Consider the following 20,199-nt stretch of genomic DNA (forward strand, 5'->3'; position numbering starts at 1 on the left):
TTATAGTTCATAGCAGCTGTGTTTTAGGTTACTGAATGTATATTAGAATTGCCGATCACCGGCCGTTTTTATATCTATTATAAAAATAGTCCTCAGTTTCTCAAAATCTATTAATTTAACGCTGATAAATATTCATCGTTTTATCTGTTTTGTAAATCATGCGTTCCGGTAGCGAATCTGCCGCTGTCCGATATCGGATAACCTATTTCTATTATGCAAAAATAGATTCATTTGTATCAGTTATCAAATATTAACCTCTTGTCATAAGTTTTAAATTATAGTTTAGTCAAAAATATATTAAATTCTGTATAATTTTTGAATTTTGTACTTTTTTTTAGTTTAAATGACATATTTATATACATCTCATTCAAGCCCTCCTTGTCCAGCGACTGGTATCTAACATACACACATAAAAAAAGCGTGGACAAAACTACAGTTATCTGTTCTTGAGGTCTTCGCAATACCATGTCGCCAAATAAACGAGTAAAGCCCACGCCGTAGCGTGAGCGTCATCACTTTACTCTTGGCGACTTTTGAAATTTGCGAAGTTTCAAGAACCAGAATAAAAGCTATACGCCTTTTCCAATATATCTTAAAATGTGCGTAGTTCTACGCTTTTATATCATAGGCAATAATTTTTTAGTATTATTCTGTACAAAAATAGTAATATCTTTTTGACCGTCTATAATTTACATGCAATTTTTGATTGCATAGTACTAAAACCAATACCCTTTCCGTCTCCTCACGTTGATTTTTTGAGCCAATCCTATTATTATATCTGTCCTATACTTTTCCGTGGCTGCCAGGTAAACGGATGCATCGTCGGGGCTTTTATTCCTCAGCCATTCATACATGATCCGGTCCTTTATAAAATGGAAGATATAATCCTCCACGGGCCTTGCTATATGCATGTTAAAATCATCATCCATGCCCAGATATACAATATAATCCCTGTCCTTTGTAAAATCCGCCCTCTCGAAATAAGACGGGCCGGCGGGTATATTCTTTTGGTATGCTGCCAGTGCAGGGGCGACCTGTCCCTGCGCATTGAAGAACAGTTCCCGGAATTTGGGCAGGTAAGCCTCATCGAAGACAAGCTGCTCAAACAAGGGATTGCCGTCCTTATCCTGCTTCCTGACAGCGAGCAGTGACGATTCCTGCTTTACCGCCCGGAATATTTGTTCGTGGGAATATATAAATGTAAGTAATTTCATCAGGCAACGTTATTATTCCTGTTCAACATGCTTTGTATAAGGGGATTCGTATTCCGTGTGATCTGTTGCCGTATATCCTGCGGAACCATTTCCTGTCCGGTTGGCTGTACAGCCTGCCCCAGCATCATGGCCTGCTGTGCCTGTTCCGCTTCCAGCCTTTTGGCCTTGACGGACTGGAGCAACTTATCGGCAAAGGGGAAAGACCCGTTTTCAAGCAACATCTCCATATCTATTTGCCCCAATTGGAACATCTGCATCAGGAAGTCATTCATGACCATCCTGTATGCAGGGGTGGATGTGCTTTCCGTTATATTCAGATCCATCTCCGCATTGCGTACCAGCCCGGCGTCATATACAATAGACCTGGGGCCGGCGTTATTCCTGTTCAGGTTGATATACTTCCTGTCGGGGTAGAACTGCTGTATCAGCTTCATATTCTTCATGTCCCTCTCTTCCCTCAGTTCCCTGAAGGCCTCATATATTTCAGTGAGGGATGTAGTGGAATTTTGCGTCTGTTGCAAATACAGGGAGGCAGGCGTTCCGGCAGCGGGAGCCTTGCCCTGTAGTGCCCCCTGTACGCCGGATATATCCTCCAGTAATTTCAGCTGTATGGAGAGCATGTCGTATGCTCCGGTCTGTGATGAATTGGCGATCACCTGCTGCGGTATTTTCCCATGCGCGGCGGGCTTGTATGCGATCACCCCGTTATATACGGCCCAGCTGTCCGCAATATCGTCCATTGTATAACCTGTGGGAAGCGAATCCTCCGGGAACAGCAGCACTCCCTTGGCAGAGGCCAGCATGACAAAGTCCTGCAAGGTTATCAGCCTGTTGATATAGCGTTGCTGGTCGATAAAGTCCCCGATGAAAGGGAATGCCTGCCCGTCTATAAAGGGATATATCTTGAATGAGAAAGGGTGCGATTCATGCCAGTAGGGCGTTTCCCCTTCTTTCAGCACGTCCCCCTGCGGAGTCATGTAATAAAAATACCAGTATTCGTCAATGAACCATTTGTACTGTATCAGCCGCATATCGCCCGGGGCAATGCCCTGTGCCGCCTGTTGCTGTATCCGGATACCGTTTTCCGTATCGAAGCCTGCCTTTGAGGCCAGTTCTTCTTTATAGAACTCCCCTGTGAGCGTATCATGTACAAGGAGTCTTTCCTTATATTCCTTTCTCCATATTTCGATGACCCTGCACTGTGCCGGATTGGCGGGCATAAAGAAATCCTTGCTTTCGTTTATATCCTGGTGCAGGGTATCGGCTACATAGGAAACGGTAGCTTCCCCGTCCCTGCACCTTCCGTAGATATCTCTTATCCATCCGGCTTTTTGCGGGGAACCATCGGCAAACTGCGCCATTACCTGATGAATGGACTTGTCATGCAATTGCCCCACCAGGTGGCAGTCGCTATGCCGGGGGTCTTTCATATCCGGGTCTACAAAGAAATCGTTATAGTTGACCAGGTCGTTCCAGACATCCATCTTGCCGTTGCGCCAGCCGTATACGCTTTTGAAGATCGCGATACCGGAAAACAGGAAGTATTGCAGGTTTACACTGTCCAGGCCCCAGAGCTTATTCAGTTGATATACATATTGCAGGGTTGCCGACATCATCTCGCCCTTGCCCTGTTCGTCCCTGTCACGGGATACGCATACGGGCTCGGTCTGTGTGGACTGGAATACCCCGACAACCGAACGCATGATGGAGCGCATACGGTTATTCTGTAACGGCACGCCTCCCTGGTTCAATATATGCTGCCTTTCGGTAACCGTCTTGCAGCCGACCCTTATATGGTCTCCCCACTGGTCTTCAAAAGTATATTTCTTATTGCGCCTGGCATTATTCCTGAACTTATCCAGGGCAGACCAGGCAGTATAGGCCTCCGTCAGGACATGGCCGTTTTTTTCGAATGTGCCGCCACCGTTTACCGTATCAATCTTCTCCCTTTCCTTCCGGGGGAAATACTTAGCCGCTATTTTCAGGTTGACTTTTTTCGCTTCCTGCATATGGTTAATTTTGGAGCGAATAAACCGGTTTTACAGGAACGGGCATGTTCCTGATGCAAAAAGTTATTTACCTGTTGATTGTTCCGGTGCTTTCAATAATACGGGCATAACGTTGTGGAGAAACAGTTAATGATTTTCTTATATTTGCATTTCTGACTATCAATACTTTAATCCCGTTGCATATGAAGCTAAATGAAACCGGATAAATAAAGACCAGTCTTCCCGTAACCATTGACCGGAAATGCAATGCGAACCTTCATTACTATACATAATATTACTGATTCGAAAGTATATTTGCATATTAATAGATAATTTTTCAAAAAAACGGGAAGAATATTTTAATATTAACAAAAAAACTTCTATTTTTCACATATCATTATAATGAAAGGAAGTAGCCGAAAATCCTATAAAGAGTAGGCATTAATATTATATGTTATGTTAATACCGAGTAAGGCAGATTATGCTAAAATTCAAGGAAATGTACAGAATTGTAATGAAGGACACATGAGTGTATGTGGTGGCGCTGCTTGTAATTGTACTTGCGGTGCTAACTGTAACGCGCCGATTGTGCAAAATTACCTTTCAGCAGATGAAAGAGTATTTTTGTAATCTTTAAAAGAGTGATAGAAATAATAATATCTTCTATCACTTCTTTTTTATTAATCATAAAAATAGATATATGCAATTCTCAAAATATGTACATTTTTTTTATGTAGAAAAAAATGTTATTGGTATTTATCATTCTCTATTAATAAAAACAGTTTTTATTGATAAAGAGGAACTTCAAAATATAGAATTATATTTTAGAACAAATAAATTTGTAAATACAGAGATAGAAAATTCAATAAAGTATCTGTATCAAAACTATTTTATTATAAAATCAAACGAAGAGGATAACGCTTTGTACGATAAATGTACCAGTCTGATATTTCCATCTGCCATTTCAAATACTTATATAGTTGTAACCGAAAACTGTAATTTTAATTGCAAATACTGTTTCATTTCGGAAACCGTTAATGCAAATAAAATAAATAAAGTTATGACCCAAGAAGGTGTTCAGGCGAGCGTAGCCCTTTTGCAAAGAACATATGAAAGGCAACAAACGGATTATGATAAAACCATTACTTTTTACGGAGGAGAACCTTTACTAAACTATGATATCATTAAGTTTTTCATTGAAGAAATAGAACTTATCAAACGGACAGAATATTGGCCTGATGATGTTAGATTCGCCATCATAACCAATGGTTCTTTATTAACCTCTGAAATAATTGAATTTTTGAAAGCCAATCGTATTTCGATAGGAATTTCTTATGACATAGATAAATCTGCTCACTCAAACAGAATTAGTAAAAATAACAAGGATACTTTTGATATTGTGAGAGAAAAAATCGAATTGTGTAAAACAGAACAGATACCATTTAGCCTATCTATTACGATTACTGAAAATATAATTAAAAATAAAGAGGCTATTTTAGAAGAGATTTTAAAAATAAATCCGACTACGGTTGCTTTTAATTTATTAATACCCAACCACAAAATACTACAAAATAACTCATATTATGAAAATGCCACAGGTTTTATGATCGATATTTTCAAAGTATTGAGAAAACAAGGTATTTATGAAGATAGAGTGATGCGGAAAGTGCAAGCGTTTTCTGTTAATAAGCTTTATTTGTACGATTGTTGTGCTTCTGGAGGGAACCAATATACAATCACCCCTTCTGGTGAAATAGGTATTTGTCATGGTTATTTAAATAACCGCAAATATTTTTCTGCAAACGTATTTGATAAAAATTTTGATTTCCGGGAAAATATTGACTTTAATTACTGGAAAAAGAGAAGTCCATTATTTATGGAAAAATGTTTTGATTGTGAATGCTTGGGTATTTGTGGTGGAGGCTGCCCGTATGCAGCAGAATATATGTATGGTTCGATTTATGAATTGGATGAAAGATTTTGTATTCATGCTAAGAAATTGCTGAAATGGTTAATAGATGATTTGTATGATAATATTGAAAATAATTCTTAGTGTTTATTTTGTTTAGGATATTCTTCCTGCTTGAACGGAATATTATAATAAGCATACAAACTGTTATATGCCATCCGCTTCGACAACCTGCTGTTTCAGTTCCGATATCATCCTTTCGGCTTCCTTCTGTTCTTCCCCTTCCATATCTTTCAATGCGCTTTCATATTTTTTTACCTGCTTTATATACGGGTAGATGCGTTTATATTTCTCAATATCGGGTGTAAGCCTGCTTATTTTGGCTGCAAACTCCCCTGTTGTCAGGTCTCCTTTTTGGGCCTGCTCCTTATATCCTTTCACCTTCCGCCTTGTCTCCTGCATATCGTCCGCTATTTTAAAATACCTGGAGTTTAAGCCGCTGCCTGCCGTCATCAAATCGCTTTCAGAGGTGTAGAATGTCCGTAACGGGGTTTCGCGGACTTTCAGTTTAAGTTCCCCTGTCTCCGTCCAGTCATAAGCCTTGTATGACATATCCAGTATTTGCATACCCGTTGTGTATAATCCTCCGGAATACCCGTGTATAAGATGGTTCACCTCATCCGGATTAAAGCTGATTATCCCTTTTTCCACACCGTCCCCGCCTGTGGCATTGTCCGACAGTTGCGTCAGCTTTACCAGAAATGCCGGCGCATAGGGCTCTCCCTTTTTATTGGTTCGTATGCGTAAATAGCCGGGCTTGGCAGGGTCTGCCCACTCATTAGTGATACGGCTTCCTGTGAAATTTTTATTCGCCGCCAGTTGGGCCGGTGGCTTTGCCATATCCGGCATCAGCTCTGCCCAGCTTCCCTGTATGGCTCCCGCCGGATTAGCCGGGATCAGGTCGCTGAAACCCAATATGGTATCCAATAGTGATTGGGTTATATCTTTCTTTCCGGATACAGCCTGGAATATATTATCCCCCATTGCATGGAAGACACGCAGTTCATGGGGGAGGGGAATTTTTATAAACCCGCTGCCTGTATAGATACACAGGTTATTCTGCCGTTCCCAGTCGCTCAGCTTCATATATTCGTCCAGCCCGTCATCACCGCCAATCAAGACAGTAAGCAAAGGCATAAGAACCCCCGACATGGCATAAGATGAAATGAGCATGGCTGTTTTACCTTTATTCTTCTGTGCAACTTTAGCGAAGTTAGATAAGGCCTGTATCCCTGCATTGACGAACAGATATAAACTCCTGAACCATGCTGCGCCATATCCGCCTGCGCCGTTCCTGTTAAAGTTTACGGTAACCTCTTTGGCATCCGATATGGATTGGGTTATGGAGCGTCCCTGCTCCCTGCTGGTAATAAATACCGATAAGCGGGACAGGTTTTCGGCAAACTCATTGCAGTCACCCATAAAATCGAGGAAAGTACGGAATACATTCTTACTATCCCCTTTCTTTATTTCCCTTTCTATTTTCCTGCGTACCGTATCGAGTTCCACAATATGCGAGAATCCCGTTTTGCCCCCGTTCATGATATATTCTATAACATACCTGTCCGCTTTCCCCGACAGGTCGGCTTTGCCCCTGATATAACGTTGCAAAGCTCCTGCCGAGCGAGGGATATTCCGTTGGAACCGGATTGCATATTTCGCATCTTCCTTTACCGGGAGTATGGATGACGCGAAGATATAGTCGCGTGAAAAGTTGGTTGCTACAAATATGGGGTTGCGTGTCGTGAAGTTAGACGCCATCTGGCGGGATATCCTGGCGATAAAGCGCAGGTCTTTATGCAGGTCTTTTGCGTTTATCCCGTTAATGGCACGGGCAACGGCGGGGTTGCCATTGATATACACGGCATATTCAACACCGTTTTGTGAAACATACACCACGTGCTGGCCGGCCTGCGTCTTTTTAATGAACAGCCCCCCGGTATCCAGTTTCCCCCGGTTCTGTACGGCCAGCCCCTGTTCCTGCAACTGCTGCATACGCACTTCAAACTCCTCTATATTTTTCCTGTATTGATCCGTATTGTCTGAATAGGCGGGAGCCTGAACTTCATAGACGGGGACGCCGTCCTCATTCAGCCTGGTTTGCATATACCATGCTTTATCCACACCCAGCAAACCTGTCCTGTCTTTTTGTGCCAGCCGCAGGATTGTTTGATTCTGTATATTCCTGTTGGATGAACCGATAGCGCTTTGGGCCATTGAGAAAATAAAGGCGAAGGGACTTTCGGAGCGGGTCTTTCGTCCTTTGGCTTTGATAAGCGGGGCGACAAAGTAAGTTCCCATATTGGGGCTGTAGTCCCAGCGGTCTTCCGCTGTTTCGTCGTCATGCCCGCGCAGGGGGATATAATAATCATACCTGCTTGCAAGGCTGTCATATGTTTTCTTATCTATCAGCCCGCCCTCCAGCTGCTTGCCTATGGAGAACAGGGTGGCGTTCCTAACGCTCTTCCAGAAGCGGTGTATAAGTTCCGCGCCGGCTCCGGTTTCAAACTGATGGATAAACCCTTCGGCGTGCATTCCTACTTCTTTCTCTACGGCTGTAATACCTGAAAAATCATCCGGCAGGCCTGCCTCGAAACGCCCGGTCTGTTGCGGCGTGGCTTCGGGATACTTTTCCATATACCGGTTGACAGCATCTTCTTTCATCCATTTATTCCGTTCCAGGCCGTGTTTGAGTATGGCATAATTCTCAATGTCACGGTAAGAAACGCCAGCTTTTTCCAGTTTGCCGATAGCTTTGTTCAGCGGCTTTTGAAATTTTTCGTTATAGTATTCCAGCTGGGCGTCGATCTTTCCGTTTATATGGGTGGCCTGTTTGTAGTAGTCGTTATATTCGGCAACTTCGGTTCCATTATTACGGAGGATATCTAAAAATTCTTTTACGGCCAAATACCTGTCTTCCCATGCTTCACGGATACGGAAGCGGAAATTCTTTAACCTGCCGTCGAGCTGGTTGCGCACTTCCTCTGTCATGGCGGAATTGGTAGTATCTGCCAGGTCATTAACAGACTGCATCCTTGTTGCTTCCGGTTGTACAAAAGTATTGGTCAACCTTTCCCCGCCTAATAAATCCCTGACAGCCCTGTCCGTAAAATCAGACAAAGACATATCCTCAACAGCAATATGCGTACTGATACCGAACGCTTCCTTTACAGACTTCCATACACCGGACAACCAATCTACAAAACGTTGTTTTATATTCCTGTTTACAAAACGTTCTCCCTTGTCGCCGATAGCCATTGCAAGCGCTTCGTCTATCTTCATTTCTTCCGGTAGGTTAGAGTATGCGGGATTGTTATATATACGTTCCCAATAATATGGGGATTGCCTGATAAGTTCTACACCTTTAGCCCACAGTCCGGGATTATTCTCTTTTACAAAAGAGTTCCACAGATGCCCGAACTCATGTACCGGCGTATTGGCATTCATGCGTGTAGCATCCAGGTGAATAATGCCGTCCGGGGTTACATATCCGTACATATTGCCCTGTGTATCCCTTATCTCAGGGTTGTTTCTTATATCTTCATCCAATACAACCTCAACCGCCAGTCCTGTCCGGTTCAGTTTATCTATCAATCTGCCGAACTTTCCGGCAGGGATAGCCTTAAATCCTCCCGGCAATGAAGCCTGCCTTCTTATACCGTCGCCATTGTTTACTTCGTTCCTGAATTTATTCGCCTTGCTTTCTTCTTCAAAGAGAAAGCCTTTTGCAAACCTGCTCCACGAACCGCCAAGATTTTTGGCCCCGGATTTCAGGTCTGAAAACACGGCAGCCGATACCTGTTCGTTTATCCTGGCCAGATACAGCAGCCGGCCTGTCTGTGTATGCTTGTATGGGGTTACAGGCACTATAATTCCCTCCTGTCCTTCCGGTTCCGGATTGCCCTTTACATCCGGTTCCCCGGTATCACCGGATTCTTCTTCCTCTTCGTTTGAAGCATAATCCGTATCGTTAACTTCATCTTTATTATCCGGATACTTACTATAACTTACCGCCTCGCTGTCTTCCGGTTCCTCTGCCGCTTCCAGGTCTATCATGCTGCTGTCGATTGCTTTTGCGGTTGGGGACGGCTCCTTTTCTTTTGTAACCGCTTCGCCCTTCATCTTCTCCGCTATTTCCGCTATTTCTTTGCGGAGGGCTTCGAGTTTCTCTGCCTTGTCAAACGGTTTCAGCAGCTCCGATCTCAATACGGGGATATTCGTTTCGTAAAATGCGATTTTATCTTCCGTTTCCTTTATATCACCGGGTATATTGCCTATCCTGCTCCGCAGGGAGTTTAACAGGCCAGCACCGGACTGTACCGTACCTTTCATGGCTGAATCGCCCACTTTATAAAAATACCTGAAGCTGTCGTTTATCAGGTCGGTATAATCCAGTTCCATCGCCTGGGGATAATCATTGAAGCGTATTTCAAGCGAAGGCATCTCCTCATGTGTTTTCAGGGCGGATACAAAGGCCTTTTTATAATTGTCTATATCCTCGTCGATAGCTACTGCTAACTTTTCCGTCTGTTTTTTACCGTTTATGGTGACGGATGTGATTTTTCCATCGGGAAAATAAGTATCCAGCAATGATTTTACCTGGTTCAGGGTTTCCAGGTCTACCTTCTTGTATTCTTTATAAACCTCATAATCCTTTATCTGCTTATTGATTTCTACCTGCCGCCTCAAATGGTTCTTTTCCGCCGTTTCCAGTTTTTTAAGTTCCGCCGATTTGAGGAAATGGAGCTGTGCATACTTACTGCCGGACAATACCGCCATCATTTGCATAAAGTTCATATCCGAGGGGTTGTCTTCTTCCGCTTCATCCGATATCTCCCTGTCCAGGTTGTCCCCTTTCATCACCTGGTTGATAAAGGCCTGCTTGATGGCCAGGCGCTGGTAGGCCGTCGCATCCAGTGTTTTCTCCACGCCGTAGGTCAGCACCTCCACCGGGATGCCCATTTGCGCATGGAGGTTGCCCTGCCTGAGTATCCTGCCGTTCCGCTGCTCGAAGTCCATAGGCCTGGCGGGCGCGTCTATATGGTGGAGGGCAACGGCCCGTTTCTGCATGTTCACACCGACACCCATTTTTTCGGTATTGCCGATAACGATGCGTACCAGGCCCTCATTCACCCGTTCGAACAGCCTTTCCCTGTTCTTCTCGTCGTAATCGTGGATGATGGCTACCTCATGCTCCGGTATGCCCAAAGCGATCAGTTTCTTTTTTATATCTTCATACAGGTTGAAGCGGCTGCCGGGTATTTTTGCAGATGACTGAAACAGGTCGCAAAATATCAGCTGCGTCCCCCTGTACGGTCTGCTGGTATCATATATCCGTTTTATTTCGGCTATAACCCGGTTCGTCTTGCTTCCCGGATCGTCCGGCAGGTCCGGGTTGATCAGCCGCAGGTCGATAGCCGCCTGCCTGGCCCTGCCGAATACGACAAGCGGTACGCTCCGGTGTTTCCTTTTTTCCCTCGGGCTAAGGTTCTCCCACTGCTTTATCTTATCCTTCAACTGATCCATGACCGCCTCCAGCATATCACTCTGGGGAACGATGACCTGCGTAAAGCCGTTGTTTTTCAGCTTGGGGATGGTATTGCCCTCCTTAAACTCCGGGATGTCTTCCGTCAGGACGACATCGGTTTTTACCCGGAATGCCGTAAACAGTTCAGGGGCGTTGATAAAGGACTTGAAGCGGTCTACCACTTTAAAGTTCCCGGTGGCCGTAAATTCGAGCGAGGGCTCGACACTCCCGAAAGTGGTGGCGAAGCGGTCGAATGACCCTATATCGTATTTCTCCAGCACATCGGGCTCTATATACCGCATCATCGTCCAGGCTTCGGCCATTGTGTTGGTAATTGGTGTACCCGTAGCGAACACGACATTCCTGCCTCCCGTGCGTTCATGGATATAGCGGACTTTCATATATACGCCATAGGCCCTCTTGCTGCCGCTTGTGTCTATGCCCTTGACGCTGGCCATTTTCGTGATCAGTCCCAGCCGCTTGAAATTATGGGCCTCGTCGATAATCAGGGCGTCCACGCCCATCTTTTCAAAGGTAAGGACATTATCGGTCTTGCGGTCTGCCTGCCTTGTTATCCTGCGGACAACACCCAGTTGCTTTCTGGCCTTATCCTTTACTTTCTTCCCCTTTTTACCTTTTTTCTCCCTGTCCGGGTTGTCTATCTCTTCGAGCGATTCCTGCAACTGATCTATCTTCCGGGTAAGCTCTTCATACAATACTCTGTCCTGGTCTTCGTTGACACCGGACAATACGTTTTGCAGCTCTGCAATCTGCTCGTTCAGGTAGTCCCTTTGCCGCTGCGGGTCGTCGGGTATCATATAGAGGAAGGAATGGGGGATGATAACCGCGTCGTAATCGCCGTAGGCAATCAGGGAGAACAGGCGTGTGCGGTTCTTCGCGTCCATCATCTTCTTGGTCGGGGCCAGAATATTCGCACCGGGATACAAGGTCTTGAACGAAGCCACATACTGTTCAAGGGTTGCATTCTGTACGGCGATCACCGGCTTTTTGGCTATACCCAGCCTGCGCATCTCCATGGCGATGGTGATCTTGGTGAAGGTCTTGCCCGTGCCTACCTGGTGTGCCAGCAGCACGGAGTCCCTCAGTCCCCTGGATACAGCCCGTTTCTGGTGCTGCCTTAATGTGATGTCCCTGTTGGCGCCCGGATAATGTTCAATGCCCGGAACGGAGTAGGATTTTTCGACATAGTCGTTGTACCTGTCGTTATATATCCGCTCGATTTCGGACATGGCCTGTTCTTTGTCATAGATATAATTGACAAACAGGTCGGCTATGGTCGAAAGCATCGCCTGGGCTTCGGCGGTCTTTTCCTGGTTCTTTATCCTTTTGGGCTGCCCGCCTTCGTAGACGATATCGAAAGCGACGGGCTGTTTCAGGTTCAGCCCTTTTTCCAGCAGCTGGATGCCGGAGAAATGCGATGTGCCGTAGGTCGTTTTGTTTTCCGCGCTGTCCTTACCGGATACGGGCTGTACGACATACTTGTTCAGTTCCGGACGGTAAGCGATTTTAGCCCCGATTTTCAGTTTTTCCCCGACAAACTCTTCATAGTATTTATCCGGGATGAATGTGGAGCCTAAACGTATTTTTATCTGCGTTCCCGGTATATCTTCCGGTACAACAGATTCCAATGCCTTTACGTTCCGCTCGAACTCCGGTTCTGTCTTGGCGGCTTCCAGCGCATCGTAGTATTTGCTGCGCACATAGCCTGACAGGTAGGTGTCCTTGTCTTCCGGCAGGCCCGTAGACGGGTTGGTAAAGGCCAGCCCTTCATCCTTTAGCTTTTCTTTTGCCTCATCGACGGACAGGCCTGTTAATTCAGCAATAAAGTTCATATCCAGCCGCCCCCTGTACGACAGCGAAATTTCAAGGGCATCGGCTATGTTTCCGGCGTGGACAGGCTCCCGCACCGGGAACAGGATGCGTTTGCTGAAAATATCCGCTTTTTCTATTATCGTTTTATCCTTTTCATTCCCCCGGCTGTCTACTTCCTTAATTTTCTTTACCTTCTCCAATGCGAATACCGTATTGTATTCCACATCGGTATCGACCAGGAAACGAAGCTTTACATTGTTATTAAGCCTGCCATATTCATTGTAAAAACTGTCGTACTCCCGGTTGAGCGCATTCCTTAGTCCTTCGATGTCGTCCCGGTCTTCCCTCTCGGCATCCATCAGGCTGTTAGCTACATCTTTTATGCGCAGGTAATGCCGGGCGACCGTCACCCTGGGTACTTTTTTATTGCGGGTGTTTGTGGTATTTTCATTGATCCAGCCGGGCACGGCCAGTTCCCCGTCTACCACTTCATAGATATGGCCGTCCCTGTCGACCATTGTGCCTTCTTTCTCTCCTGATTCCGCTTTCTCATTGAAGTTTGCGTTTTCAATAGCCGATATATCCGCCGGGAATAATTGAATGGCCTCATCCAGGGCTTTTATTAAGTCCTGTCCTTTGTGCGGGGCTAATGTCACATCGTTACCGGAATACAGGCCGCCTTTGTTGTCTTCATAGGCCAGCTTTAGTTCCCCCAGCATCATATTGGGGTTCTGTGCAAAGTATTCGTTCGCTTCTATTACAGTCGGCGAACCGTCCTTCATCTTCGCCTCCTTTATATCGCCGGTAAACCTGAAATCCCTGGCGTAAGGGCTTGGCGTTTCGCTGTCCCTTTTCCTGAACACCAGGATATCCGTTGTCACCTCCGTGCCGGCATTTTCAGAGAAGGCATTGTTCGGCAGGCGGATGGCGCCGATCAGGTCAGCATGGCCTTTGGTTGTGGCCCATTCCCGGAACTTTGCCGAGGCCGCGCTGTCCATCGTGCTTTTCGATGTGATAAACAGCCCCAGGCCCCCCGGTGCAAGTTGCCTTATACCCTTTGCTATAAAGTAATTATGCAGTGAGAAGTCGCAGATGTCCTTGTTTGAACTGTCATAAGGCGCTTTCTGCCCGAAAGGGACGTTTGTGATGATAAGGTCTATGTCCCGGTCTCTCGATTCTTCATAGCCTTTTACCTGTATCCGGGCATCGGGATATAATTTAGAGGCTATCCGGCCCGTAATGCTGTCCAGTTCGTAGGCCCTGAGCGATGATTTTTGGGAAAGGTGTTCCGGCATCAGCCCGAAAAAATTTCCCGTGCCGAGTGCAGGCTCCAGTACCTTCCCGCCTTTAAATCCCAGCCGTCCGGCCAGCTTCCACATTTCACCGGCAATACCGCCGTCGGTATAATGGGCGTTGATGGTCGAGTTTTCAGCTGCCGTAAATTCTTCGGGGGTGAGTAAGGATATGATTTTATCATGGTACTCCCCGTATTTGTCCTGCCAGGAGGAGTCCCCTTTGCGCGTGGTGTTTAAAACTTCGGCCAGGCCGCCCCAGCCGGAGTATTGGGAAAAAATTTGCTTTTCATCATCCGTGGCATCCCTGCCTTCTTCTTCGAGCTTCTTGAGCAGCCCGATGGCCTTTATATTGGCCCTGATCTTTGAAACGACCCCTTTGGGAACGATATTGTCGGTATCGCCGATCCGGAAGTTATTCAGGTTTAATACAGGAAGATCTCCAGGTATTCCTCCACTTCCCGTATCTTCTCGTGGCTCAGCGGTTCGCCCTCCGGTTCCGGCTCTTCCGTCTCCGTCAGGTCGTAGGGTAGTCCCACTTTGTTGATTGCCAGGTACTCGGCTTCTTCCGGGCTCATGCCGCTGTTTATCATCTGCCTTTCCGCCCTCATCCCGTCCTGTCCGATTTTGTTCAGGAAGCCTTTCAGCGTATCGTCCTGCATCATCCGGTACAGTTCCTCCGGCTGGTGCACGATCATCCATTCCACCCGCGCTTTGGCGCATACCGTCTGGTAATCTTCCAGCGTTATTATTGTTACTGTCTTGTCTGCTTTGTACATTTCTTTCAGGTATTTTTCCAACGACAATATGATCCTTTATAAAATCGTTGTTGTTTAATATATCTGTTCCGTTCAGCGGCTTTTCAGCATCAAAAGCGGGAGCAGGCTGTTGCCCGCCAGCCGGACGAACGGCTGTTTCCGCCTCCGCTTTCTCTGTATCCAAGCCGCTTCTAAGGTAATAATTGTTCAGCTCTTTTACAATAATTCCCGCAAATTCTTTTGCCGTAATACCGGGGTTTACATAGTGGTTGTCCAATCCCCTGTATTTATCCTGCCGGGTGGTCAGCCGCCATAGCATCCGGTTCATAAAATCGAAGCCGTTCGCCGGTTGCGGTATCCGGTAGTTGTCGTAACCATTGCCGCCATAATCAGGCCGGTAGGGGATGGATACATAGACGCCAATACCGGGATGCAGCCTGCTCCACAGGATAAAGGTTACCTCACCGCCTGCCGGCGCGATATTGACCCGGCAGGTTTCTTTTTTGCCTTTCCGGTCGGTATCGAAGTCCAGGTTAGCGAATTTAGCGATAGCCTTGACAAACTTTTCGACATCTTTTTTGATGTCCCTGGATAGGACATCTATGGGATAATCGGCGGTAATCCCCTCTGTCGAATAAGGCTTGTCGTTAAGCCTTGTATCTGCCTCTACAGGTTCGGCAGCCGCGGTATTTCCTGTAACGGGTTTTTGATTTTGTTTTTTATCTCCGTATCCGTCTAAAAGTGATCTGACCCTGTTTTTTAACTCACGGCTAAAATCTTCATTCTCTACGAATTGTTTGTATAGAGGAATATGCTCTTTCCGGTGGTTCAGCATGGCAGAACCGAACATCGTATCAAAGGCTATATCCCGTTTCTGTCCGTCATTATTGAAATATTTTTCAATATTGTCCGGAAAGGATAATATTTCATCCGCCAGTACCCCGGCAAATGAATCCGTTTCATCCGGTCTGATTGGAATTTCAGCAGCCTCTTTCCCGATGCTGTCCACATCAAAAGAGTTTACCGTATTAAAACTATCCATTTCCTCACGCAATGTCTCCATACCCGGCATTTGCCGTGCGCCTTCATAGAAGGACTTTAGAAAAGGACGGATATTGCCGCCCAGGTCTTCTATCATCCTGCCTGCGAAATCTGCAAATTTCCGCGCTCCGGCTTCTATATGGTACATGGCCATTTGTGTGCCGATGGTGAATAGTTCCGGATCGAAACCACTGTTCAGGTTATTCAGCTTATCACGCATCCGCTTTTTAAGCTCTTCGTATTTTTCTGTTGGGATAAGCGTATTGGATGACCCGTAAGCGAGAGCAGATTCTTCCTGCATTCCCTGTTTCCTGTCACCTGCCGCTTCAATAACGTCCCTGTAGTTGCTTAAAGACGGTATATTGGAAACAGATTTTAATAAATCGTTCATACGGATGTCAAACAGTTCATGCCTTCCGCTTTTTAGGCTCCGCATAAACCAGTCTAACAGTCCGGCTTGCTCCTTTAGCAACTTCCCGGCCTTATCGTCATTCCATATCTGCCGGATGATAGCGGATGCCTTGTTGAAGTCATATGCAGGATGGGCGGATGATCCGGTTTCTTCCTGTGATTCGGTGGGATTAGTATTGGTTTCCGGTTCGGCTATTTTATCAGGTACGGAAATATTTCCGGGATTGAAAGGCTTTTCTCCTAACTCCTCCCTTTTCCTGTTATAGTATTGTATTAATTCCCCGTCGCTGTTATCCTGAGTTGTCAGCAGGGGCGTACCGCCAAAGTACCATGCTATTGCCTGTTGTTTCTTATCCGTATATTCTCCGCTCAACGCATATTTAAAACTTCTGAAATCAATATCGGAGAAAGGATGCCTTTTAACAAACCCTACCCATGCCGGTATGTCCCACAAATAAACGGGCTGATCCCTTTTTAAGCGTATTTCAGCCCCGGTTGCCTCCGTGTAATACCTGCGGTCATTCGGGTTTGTAGTTCTTGTTTCTCCTGTCGCTGTCTCCCGCAGGGTCGATAATCCCCTTCTTTCAGGCTCTATTATCTCATACTGGACACCGGAATATATGTCTGTAATGACATCCCCTTTTTTCCGGTTGCTTATGGAATGCAGGATGATCTGGTTTTCTGCCTCTAACGGTTCAACATCTTTTGCAGGGCTGACATTTACATCTGTCTCCGCTTGTGCAGGTGTTACAGGAATATCAATACTGCTTTCTTCTACGGTTTGTTGCACCTGAACCGGATTCAATCCTCCGGCAGTATTCGATTCAGATATATCGGAAATAGTTACACTGTTATTTTGCCCCGGTACTTCTGTTGCTGTATTATTTGTTCTTTCATTGTCTATTGGAGTTTCCTGTCCGGATAATTGTTCCGTAATCTGTTGCTTAACAGGCTTCCCTGCTTGTATAGCTTTCCTGACATCCTGCCAATACGAAAGACGGCTGTTCAGTTCTTCCAGTTGTTTGTTAGCTGCGCGTTTATTGGCAATGTCTTTATTAATATCCCCGGTAGGCTTCGGAGATTTAGCCTTATCAATCTGCTTACCTGTATTACTTATCGTAGCATCCACTACACCCAGTAATTCGACAATATCGTTATATACCTCACCCAGTACCCTGACCGTTGCTTCAACCGGAACCTGCTCGAATAATAGGTTGCCTTTTTCATCTTCCGGTATCCGGCCTGTTGGTAATAAATTGTCCTGTTCTTCCGCTGTAACATCCCTGTTCTGCTGCCCTGTTGCTTGCAAATTGTTCGCATTTTCCGGGGCGGTTGCTTTCAGATTGTCAGATTCCTGTGCCGGCTGTTGACTGCTAACTGTTAACTGACCGGACAATCCGATAACATCAGTAACAGGCACAACATTCCCGTCAATATCCATCATTCCCTGCGGACGTAATCCGTAAGCATCATTAACAGTACCTTCCACCGTTTCGCCTTTCCCATTCCTGTATTCGACAAGGGAGCCGTTCTCCACGCCCCGGATATTGTCCTGGTCGATTATCCGGCGGGGTTCTGCTTCTACCTGCTCCCCTGTGGTCGGGTTTACGATGATATAGTTGCCTGATGGGGTTGTACCTGTTACCTCTCCTGTAAATGTAATGCCGTTACCCAATATATCCGCCGTTACGGTTTCTCCGGGTTGGTACTCCCTTATTTCCTCATTCTCCTGCCTGGAGAGGATATTTGCGGTTTCCATTTCCGTCAGCCGGGCAACCGCATCCTGTACGGGGATATTCTCCGCTATGCCTTCAACAAATCCAATTGCCGTTACCTGCCTGTTTCCCTGCGCATCTATATAGAATACCTGTTTGTCCGATGCTTCCCGGTCTATGCTTCCGTCCTCCCGCTGTACGATATTCCCGCCAACCAGTTGCACAGGGCTTTCATTGCCTGCAATCGTAGCGGACACAACGGCATTCATTTGGGGGTTGATATTCTCCCCGACCAGTTGCGTTATCTGTTGCCCTACCTGTGCTATATCTTCCTGCTTTGCTTTGTTCAGTCCCGAATAAGCGGAGTAGGAAGTAACATATTCCACGATGGCCCTTTTCCCGTTATCGTCCAGCCGATCATCTTCCAAAACGGAAAGAAGCTCCCTTTTGAGTTCCTCTTCACTGCTGTTGTCAACAAGGTTGCTGAAAGCAAGCGCAGCCTGCCCTGCATCCTGGCCGAAATACGCGTTCAGGTTATCCGCCGACCTGTCATAAGCCCGGCGTATGGCGCGTTTTGCCTGCACATCCCTTATTTTTCCTATTCCATAGCCTGTGCCGCTGATAGCGGAGAAAGGTATCTGCATAACGGCAACCGCCCCGAATGTCTCCAGGTTTTGACGCGGATCGAGGAAGCCTTCTATTGTTTGTTCGCCCCTTACTATGTTTGCCAGGTCTGCATACTTTTCCTCCGCATACTCTGTGACAGGCCCCTGTATCCCTGTCGCGCTGCCCAATCGTTTAGCGGCATTAGTCTTCAGGAAAGCAGGGGCAGGTATCTTAAATTTCCGGAACAGCTTATCCAGGACAACTTCACCGAGTACCTCCGACTGGTTTTCGATAAATGCGGAAGCCATACCGTGTCCTGCTGTCTTTCTATTACCGAACAGGATATTTCCCTGTCCGTCCCGGCTGGCAGCCTGTCCCTGCATTTCCCGGTAAGCCATTGCATAACTAGAAGGTGAGAACATGGTTTGTACTGCCGGACGAACACTCAGGTCTATCGCTCCTTTTGCTAAATTGCCGGCAGTACCGCCTATGCCACGGGACAATAACAGGTTGGCCCCTGTCTTTGCAGCCAATGCGGATGCCCCGCCTTTCACAACATTTGCTGCCGCGCCGCCTACAGGGGCAGTCAGGATAAAGTCACGCATAAAAGGAAGCGACTGTTTTGTAGCCTGTCCGATATTATACCGGCTACCCGGATCGACACCTGCGCTTATCTGGCCGGTGATATATTTAGCCTGTATGATAATCTTTTCTTCTTCACTTAACGAGTCCGGATCTTTCTGGTATTTATCAATAACCCGGTTCAGGGCTTTATCATTGTAAAAGCTTTCTGTCAATACGGCCAGCTCCTTCAGGTCTTCATTTGTCATGTGTAAACCTTTCAGGAAACCGCCGCCCTCCCTGTTGGCGGATAACAACAGCTTCGTATTCTTTAACAGGTTCGAAGCCTTATCCAACAGCGCATCATTCCGGTAATTAGTGCCCTTCAGGCTCCATGTGTTAATATTGTGCCTCTTTGCATATTCTTCCCTGTTTTTCCCCGATGTTTCCCTTATGGCTTCTATCTGATTCAACAGCGGGTTTATTTCGCTTTCAAGCCCTTCTATAAACTGCCTGTGTGCCTGTGCATAGCGTTTTCCTTCCCCGCTGTTGGCGATATAGTCTTTGATAAATGCAATCTGTTCCGGCGTGTTCTGCAATACATCCGTATAGACCAGCTCATTTTTATTCCTGTCATATCCCGAAGCTATTTTATTTACGACCTTGTTCCTTTCCAGCCATTGTTTGGCGGCAGGGGGAAGGTCTGTATCTTCTACCGTTAAGCCGGAAGTACGGATATTGTTTTGATAGCCGTTGATAAGGGATTGCTTTACATTTTCGGATACGGTATTGTCACTTTTTATCCGGTCGATATAGTCTTTCTCCTGCCTGTACCTGTCAACCGACATCTCGAACATGGCTTCCTCACCGGCAGGCATTTTCTGCATCGTACTGCCAACGGTTCCGGATAAGGGTTTGCCTCTTTTCGGAGGCTCCATTCCGGGTATAACATCCAATCCTCCCTGTGCCGGAACAGGATAATCCCGAATCCCGGAATCCAATCCGGGAGTTCCGGCTGTCAAACCGGTACTGTTTTGAGGGATATTCCTTGTTAAAGGCTGCTTTCTTTGAAATATATCCGGCCGGTTGCCCGGATTAGTCTGAATATCCGTTTCCCCTGCGGTTAAGGACTGCATTTTTGCGCGCCTGTCCTCAAAATCGGACAATTCCTTGCGTGTGGCTTCCCGTGAACCGGGGTATTTTGACAGGAACTTTTGTTCCTTGCCTTGCGGAACCAGGCGCAGGTGGTTGTTATTGTCAATGTAATATTTATCAGGCATAACC

Annotated in this window: 4 protein-coding genes; 1 reads left to right on the forward strand and 3 read right to left on the reverse strand. The window is 46.3% G+C overall.

The window, feature by feature from the left end; translation table 11 throughout:
* Nucleotides 1-716: 716 nt before the first annotated feature.
* Together IR083_RS19845 and IR083_RS19850 are read right to left on the reverse strand one after the other, a co-directional pair.
* Entirely contained in the window at nt 717-1,214 is a 498-nt protein-coding gene (locus IR083_RS19845) for a hypothetical protein (RefSeq protein WP_194225607.1), read from the reverse strand.
* Nucleotides 1,214-3,223 (reverse strand): hypothetical protein, encoded by a 2,010-nt coding sequence (locus IR083_RS19850; RefSeq protein ID WP_194225608.1) that lies wholly within the window; start codon nt 3,221-3,223, stop codon nt 1,214-1,216. Before IR083_RS19850 ends, IR083_RS19845 begins: the two co-directional genes overlap by 1 nt.
* Nucleotides 3,224-3,902: 679 nt before the next feature.
* Between IR083_RS19850 and IR083_RS19855 the strand changes: the two genes are divergently transcribed.
* Nucleotides 3,903-5,255: a radical SAM/SPASM domain-containing protein gene (locus IR083_RS19855; protein ID WP_194225609.1), complete on the forward strand. Its 1,353-nt coding sequence runs from the start codon at nt 3,903-3,905 to the stop codon at nt 5,253-5,255.
* A gap of 63 nt (nt 5,256-5,318) precedes the next feature.
* Here IR083_RS19855 and IR083_RS19860 read toward each other — a convergent pair whose 3' ends face one another.
* Nucleotides 5,319-20,195 (reverse strand): LPD38 domain-containing protein, encoded by a 14,877-nt coding sequence (locus IR083_RS19860; RefSeq protein ID WP_194225610.1) that lies wholly within the window; start codon nt 20,193-20,195, stop codon nt 5,319-5,321.
* Between the last annotated feature and the right edge of the window lie 4 nt (nt 20,196-20,199).

The organism is Dysgonomonas sp. GY75, from assembly GCF_015234155.1.
GTDB classification, from domain to species: domain Bacteria; phylum Bacteroidota; class Bacteroidia; order Bacteroidales; family Dysgonomonadaceae; genus Dysgonomonas; species Dysgonomonas gadei.

What these genes read in the sequence shown, in the direction of transcription:
- IR083_RS19845 (WP_194225607.1), bottom strand. Translation starts at nt 1,214, where the DNA reads ATGAAATTACTTACATTTATATATTCCCACGAACAAATATTCCGGGCG.
- IR083_RS19850 (WP_194225608.1), bottom strand. Translation starts at nt 3,223, where the DNA reads ATGCAGGAAGCGAAAAAAGTCAACCTGAAAATAGCGGCTAAGTATTTC.
- IR083_RS19855 (WP_194225609.1), top strand. Translation starts at nt 3,903, where the DNA reads ATGCAATTCTCAAAATATGTACATTTTTTTTATGTAGAAAAAAATGTT.
- IR083_RS19860 (WP_194225610.1), bottom strand. Translation starts at nt 20,195, where the DNA reads ATGCCTGATAAATATTACATTGACAATAACAACCACCTGCGCCTGGTT.